The sequence below is a fragment of the Acidovorax sp. HMWF018 genome (assembly GCF_003061035.1).
In the GTDB taxonomy this organism is placed as follows: Bacteria; Pseudomonadota; Gammaproteobacteria; order Burkholderiales; family Burkholderiaceae_C; genus Acidovorax; species Acidovorax delafieldii.
On sequence record NZ_QAIM01000645.1, the window covers coordinates 1 to 5,316 of the forward strand.

Consider the following 5,316-nt stretch of genomic DNA (forward strand, 5'->3'; position numbering starts at 1 on the left):
GGGCAAGCCCATGGACCTGACCGCACTGGCCAACGCCGCGTGGTTTGGCCTGCCGAACTTTGCGGCCCCGCAGTTCAGCGGCAATGCCATGCTGCTGATTGCTCCCGTGGCCATCATCCTGGTGGCCGAGAACCTGGGCCACGTGAAGGCCGTGACGGCCATGACCGGCCAGAACCTGGACCGCTACATGGGCCGCGCGTTCATCGGTGACGGCATTGCCACCATGGTCAGTGGCAGCGCAGGCGGCACGGGCGTGACCACCTATGCCGAGAACATCGGCGTGATGGCGGCGACCAAGATCTATTCCACCGCCGTGTTCCTGCTGGCGGGTGTGTTTGCGCTGGTGCTGGGCTTTTCCCCCAAGTTCGGCGCACTGATCCAGACCATTCCGCTGCCGGTGATGGGCGGCGTGTCCATCGTGGTGTTTGGCCTGATCGCGGTGGCGGGCGCCAAGATCTGGGTGGACAACAAGGTGGACTTTTCGCAGAACAAGAACCTCATCGTGGCGGCCATCACCCTCATCCTGGGCACGGGCGACTTCACACTCAAGTTCGGCCAGTTCGCGCTGGGCGGCATCGGCACCGCCACGTTCGGGGCGATCCTGCTGTACGCGCTGCTCAACCGCAAAGCGGCGTAATCTGTGGATGTGGCCGGGCTGAACCGCATTTGTAAGGGTTAACCCTTAATTTGTAAGGAACGAAGGCTAGCATCCTGGGTTTTGTCCACAGGGCCATCCGCTCACCGGGCGGGTGGCCTTTTTCTTTTTGCGGAGTTTGTTCATGTCCCTGGCCGATCGGGTGCTGTACCCCGACTTTCTCTCCCGCACCATGACCGCCGACGAGGCGGCCGCCCTGATCCCTGCCGGTGCCCATGTGGGCATGAGCGGATTCACCGGCGCGGGCTACCCCAAGGCCGTGCCCGGCGCGCTGGCGCGCCGCATCGAGAGCCTGAACGCGCAGGGCCATGGCTTCAAGATCGGGCTGTGGACAGGCGCCAGCACCGCACCCGAATTGGACGGCGCGCTGGCCCAGGTAGACGGCATCGAGATGCGCCTGCCCTACCAGTCCGACCCCACGGTGCGCCGCCAGATCAATGCGGGGCAGATGCAGTATGTGGACATCCACCTGTCGCACGTGGCGCAGTTTGTGTGGTTCGGCTTTCTGGGCAAGCTGGATATAGCGGTGGTCGAGGTGGCGGGCGTGTTGCCCGACGGGCGCCTGATCCCCTCGTCCTCGGTGGGCAACAACAAGACCTGGCTGGACCAGGCCGACAAGGTCATCCTGGAAGTGAATGCCTGGCACAACCCGCAGCTGGAGGGCATGCACGACATCTACTACGGCACCGACCGGCCGCCGCACCGCAAGCCCATCCCCATGACACGGCCTGATGAGCGCATTGGCGAGCCCTACCTGCGCTGCGACCCGAGCAAGGTCATCGCCGTGGTGATGACCAACCAGCCCGACCGCAACAGCGTGTACGCCGCGCCCGATGACACCTCCAACCGCATCGCGGGCCACATCATCGACTTCCTGCAGCACGAGGTGAAAAAGGGCCGCCTGCCCGCAGACCTGCTGCCGCTGCAGTCGGGCGTGGGCAACATCGCCAACGCGGTGCTGGCAGGGCTGAACAACGGCCCGTTCGACAACCTCACGGCCTACACCGAAGTGCTGCAGGACGGCATGCTGGACATGCTGCGCTCGGGCAAGCTGGCCAGCGCCTCGGCCACGGCGCTGTCGCTGAGCCCGGCGGCGATGCAGGACTTCAACGACCGCATCGACTACTACAAGCAGCGCATCGTGCTGCGCCCGCAGGAGATCAGCAACCACCCCGAGCTGATCCGCCGCATGGGCCTGATCGCAATGAACGGGATGATCGAGGCCGACATCTATGGCAACGTGAACTCCACGCATGTGATGGGCTCGGCCATCATGAACGGCATCGGCGGCTCGGGCGACTTTGCGCGCAATGCCTACCTGTCGATCTTCATGACGCCGTCGCTGGCCAAAAACGGCAGCATCTCGTGCATCGTGCCCATGGCCTCGCATGTGGACCACACCGAGCACGATGTGCAGATCCTCGTCACCGAACAAGGCCTGGCCGACCTGCGCGGTCATTCGCCCACACAGCGCGCCGAAATCATCATCGACCGCTGCGCGCATCCGGACTTCCGCCCCGCACTGCACGACTATGTGGCCCGCGCCAAACGGGGCGCCGTGGGCCAGCACACGCCGCACCTGCTGAACGAGGCCTTGTCGTGGCACCAGCGGTATGTGGAGACGGGCAGCATGCGCGCGCCAGCAGGCCCGGCCAGCGCGGCATAAGGGCGCAAGGGCCACAAAGGGCAAATTCGGCACAAGGGGACGCGGCGCGCGCCCCAGGCCCTGCCGGAGCCTTTGACAGCCAATTGCCAGCCTGCGCAGATAAAATCAGGGTTAACCCTAGGTTTTTCGGCCTCCCCCTGTCCACCCCCACCAGCCCCCATGCGGGGCTGGTGGCATTTTGTCTGCGAGTTTTTTGATGACCATGCAACGCCGTCAGTTCACCCAATCCCTCGTGGCCGCCAGCGCCGGCCTGCTGCTTGCCCCCTCGTCGCGCGCCGTGGGCGTGCAAGACCCCATGGACGCCAAGAGCGTGACCATTGGCTGCTCGCTGGGTACGACCGGCGCCCTGGCCAGCCTGGGCAAGGAACTCAAGCAGGGGCTGGACGCAGGCTTGGCCCAGGCCAACGCCAAGGGCATCCACGGCCGCGAGATCAAGCTGCTGGCCATGGACGACGGCTATGACGCCGCGCGCTCCGAAGACAACGTGCGCAAGCTGATTGCCGATGCCAACGTGGTGTCGCTGATCTCCTGCATGGGCACGGCCAACAACCAGCGCATCCTGCCGCTGGTGGACGAAGCGCAGATCCCTTACGTGGCACCACAAAGCGGCGCCACCTCGCTGCGCAAGGCCGAGTACCGCTCGGTGTTCCACGTGCGCGCCAGCTACACCGATGAAGCCCAGCGCCTGGCGCAAAAGCTGGTGTCCATGGGCATCACCGACCTGGCCATCGTGTACCAGGACACAGCGTTTGGCCGCGAGTTTCTGGCCGACGTGAACAAGGCCATGGCAGCGGCCAAGCAGCCCACGCCCAAGGCTTTCAAGCTCGACGCCCAAGGCACCCAGGTGGCCGACGTGGTGGGCAAGGCCGTGGCCGCCAAGCCCAATGCGGTGCTGCTGGGCACGGCAGGCGACATCACCGCCACGCTGGTCAATGAGTTCAAGAAAGTGTCGCCCAGCACGCCGCTGGCCGCCACCAGCGTGGCGCTGTCGGGCGACAACCTGCGCCAGCTCGGTGGCAAGGCCTCGGGCATTGCGCTGTCGATGGTGCTGCCCGACGCGGCCCGCACCAGCTTCGCCGTGGTGCGCGACTACCAGAAGGCCATGCGCGCACTGGGCTACCAGGAGTTCTCGGCCCGCAGCTTTGAAGGCTATGTGAACGCCCGCGTGCTGGCCGAGGGCCTGGAGCGCGCCGGCCGCGACCTGACCCGCGCCAAGCTGCGCAACGCCCTCGCAGGCATCCGCAGCAACGACCTGGGCGGCCTGTCCATCGACTACGCCAGCGGCGCGCCGTATGTGGGCTCGCGTTTTCTGGACCTGGGGGTGATGGGCGCCAACGGAAAGTTTGTGGGCTGAGGCTAGGAGCCTGTCGGACTTGGAGCGTCGATAGCGAGAATCGGCCCCAGCGAGGACAGTTTTTGCCGGATTTGCAGACCCATAGCCCAGCTATGGGGCAAAAAGACGGTAAAAAATGGACCGCTGCGGCCGATTTGCAGCCGACGACTTCCAAGTCGGACAGGCTCCTAGGCACCTGCGGCACAGGGCGGGACCACAGGCATTGGCACAATCAGCGGCTTGCACTGACTTGGCCCTGCCCCGTGATCACCATGCCCATCTGGAAAAAACCCATCGACCTGGCCCTGCTGAAGGCCGCCAACCGCAACACCGCCGTAGAGCACCTGGGCATTGAGTTTGTCGAGGTGGGTGACGACTTTCTGCGCGCCCGCGTGCCGGTAGACCACCGCACCATCCAGCCCTTTGGCCTGCTGCACGGCGGTGTCAGCGTGGTGCTGGCCGAGTCCATGGGCTCCACCGGCGCCTACTACACCCTGCCGGAGGGCTACCGCGCCGTGGGCCTGGACATCAACGCCAACCACCTGCGCTCTGCCACCAGCGGCTGGGTGACCGGCACGGCAAAGCCGGTGCACATCGGCCGCACCACACACGTGTGGCACATCGATCTGCACAACGAAGCGGGTGAGCTGACCTGTGTGTCGCGGCTGACGATGGCGATCCTCGCACCGAGATAAAGTGCATCCCCCTGAGGCGCTTCGCGCCTTCCCCCTTCTCTCGCATCGCTAGCGCGATCCGGGATGGGGGGCACCGCCAGCGCGGCGGGGCGGCCCTTGCGCGGCGGTCTTGGCCTGGGGACGCGCCCGTGGCAAAGGCTGGGGGGTATTTTTGATGAAATCGGCCCCAAGCGCTAGAAGAATATGCGCTGGTAGCTATCTATTCTGTAGCGTTTTGCTGGGCCAGGCGCTCGCTTTTCCAGTACACGTCATCACCGCCATCCATGCGGTTGAGCACGCGGGCGAGCACGAACATCAGGTCGGAGAGGCGGTTGAGGTACTGGCGTGGCGCATCGTTCAGCGCCTCTTCGTTGCCCAGGGCAACCACGGCGCGTTCGGCGCGGCGGGCCACGGTGCGGCACACGTGGGCCTGTGACGCGGCGCGGGTGCCCGCGGGCAGGATGAACTCCTGCAGGCGCGGCAGCGCGGCGTTGTGGTGGGCCAGGGCTTCGTCCAATGCCAAGACGGCGTCGGCCTTGAGCAGCTCGAAGCCCGGGATCGACAGCTCGCCTCCCAGGTTGAACAACTGGTGCTGCACCTCGACCAGCAAGGTGCGGACTTCATCGGGCAGCGGCTCGCACAGCAACAGGCCGATGTGCGAGTTGAGTTCATCCACATCGCCCATGGCATGGATGCGAAGGCTGTTCTTGGAGACGCGCTGGTTGTTGCCCAGGCCGGTGGTGCCGGCGTCGCCGGTACGGGTTGCGATTTCTGTGAGTCGGTTGCCCATGGGGTGCCTTGATGAGGAAACGGGAGGACGGATGCCAGCTTCTGCGCGGCACAAGCCACCGCAGTGAATCTGCCCCGGATTCTCCGCCACCGCCACGCGGGTGCAAGCCTTTCGCCTCCAATCCCCTACGCACTGCGCCCTGAGCACAGACTGCCCACCACCCGCAGCTGCCCGCTACGCGAACCCACGCCCTGTGGC

Annotated in this window: 5 protein-coding genes; 4 read left to right on the plus strand and 1 reads right to left on the minus strand. The window is 65.6% G+C overall.

Translation table 11 applies throughout. The features are described 5' to 3' along the window. The 4 genes from DBR23_RS27070 to DBR23_RS27085 all read left to right on the plus strand — a co-directional run. Positions 1-637: solute carrier family 23 protein (locus DBR23_RS27070; protein WP_304466250.1), on the plus strand; the 637-nt coding region annotated here is incomplete at its 5' end. A 142-nt stretch (positions 638-779) separates the two neighbouring features. Continuing rightward, positions 780-2,321, plus strand: coding sequence for an acetyl-CoA hydrolase/transferase family protein (locus tag DBR23_RS27075; RefSeq protein WP_108500129.1), 1,542 nt, complete (start codon positions 780-782; stop codon positions 2,319-2,321). A gap of 202 nt (positions 2,322-2,523) precedes the next feature. Beyond that, positions 2,524-3,675, plus strand: a complete 1,152-nt coding sequence (locus DBR23_RS27080) for an ABC transporter substrate-binding protein (protein WP_108500131.1) — start codon at positions 2,524-2,526, stop codon at positions 3,673-3,675. Positions 3,676-3,926: 251 nt separating this feature from the next. Further along, positions 3,927-4,349, plus strand: coding sequence for a hotdog fold thioesterase (locus DBR23_RS27085; RefSeq protein WP_108500132.1), 423 nt, complete (start codon positions 3,927-3,929; stop codon positions 4,347-4,349). A 199-nt stretch (positions 4,350-4,548) separates the two neighbouring features. Here the strand turns inward: DBR23_RS27085 and DBR23_RS27090 are convergent, their stop codons facing one another. After that, on the minus strand, positions 4,549-5,118 hold the full coding sequence (locus DBR23_RS27090; RefSeq protein WP_108500130.1) for a cob(I)yrinic acid a,c-diamide adenosyltransferase: 570 nt from the start codon (positions 5,116-5,118) through the stop codon (positions 4,549-4,551). Positions 5,119-5,316: the final 198 nt, after the last annotated feature.

Bases quoted from the DNA above. Each gene is read 5' to 3' on its own strand.
- DBR23_RS27075 (WP_108500129.1), top strand. From the start codon at position 780: ATGTCCCTGGCCGATCGGGTGCTGTACCCCGACTTTCTCTCCCGCACC.
- DBR23_RS27080 (WP_108500131.1), top strand. From the start codon at position 2,524: ATGCAACGCCGTCAGTTCACCCAATCCCTCGTGGCCGCCAGCGCCGGC.
- DBR23_RS27085 (WP_108500132.1), top strand. From the start codon at position 3,927: ATGCCCATCTGGAAAAAACCCATCGACCTGGCCCTGCTGAAGGCCGCC.
- DBR23_RS27090 (WP_108500130.1), bottom strand. From the start codon at position 5,118: ATGGGCAACCGACTCACAGAAATCGCAACCCGTACCGGCGACGCCGGC.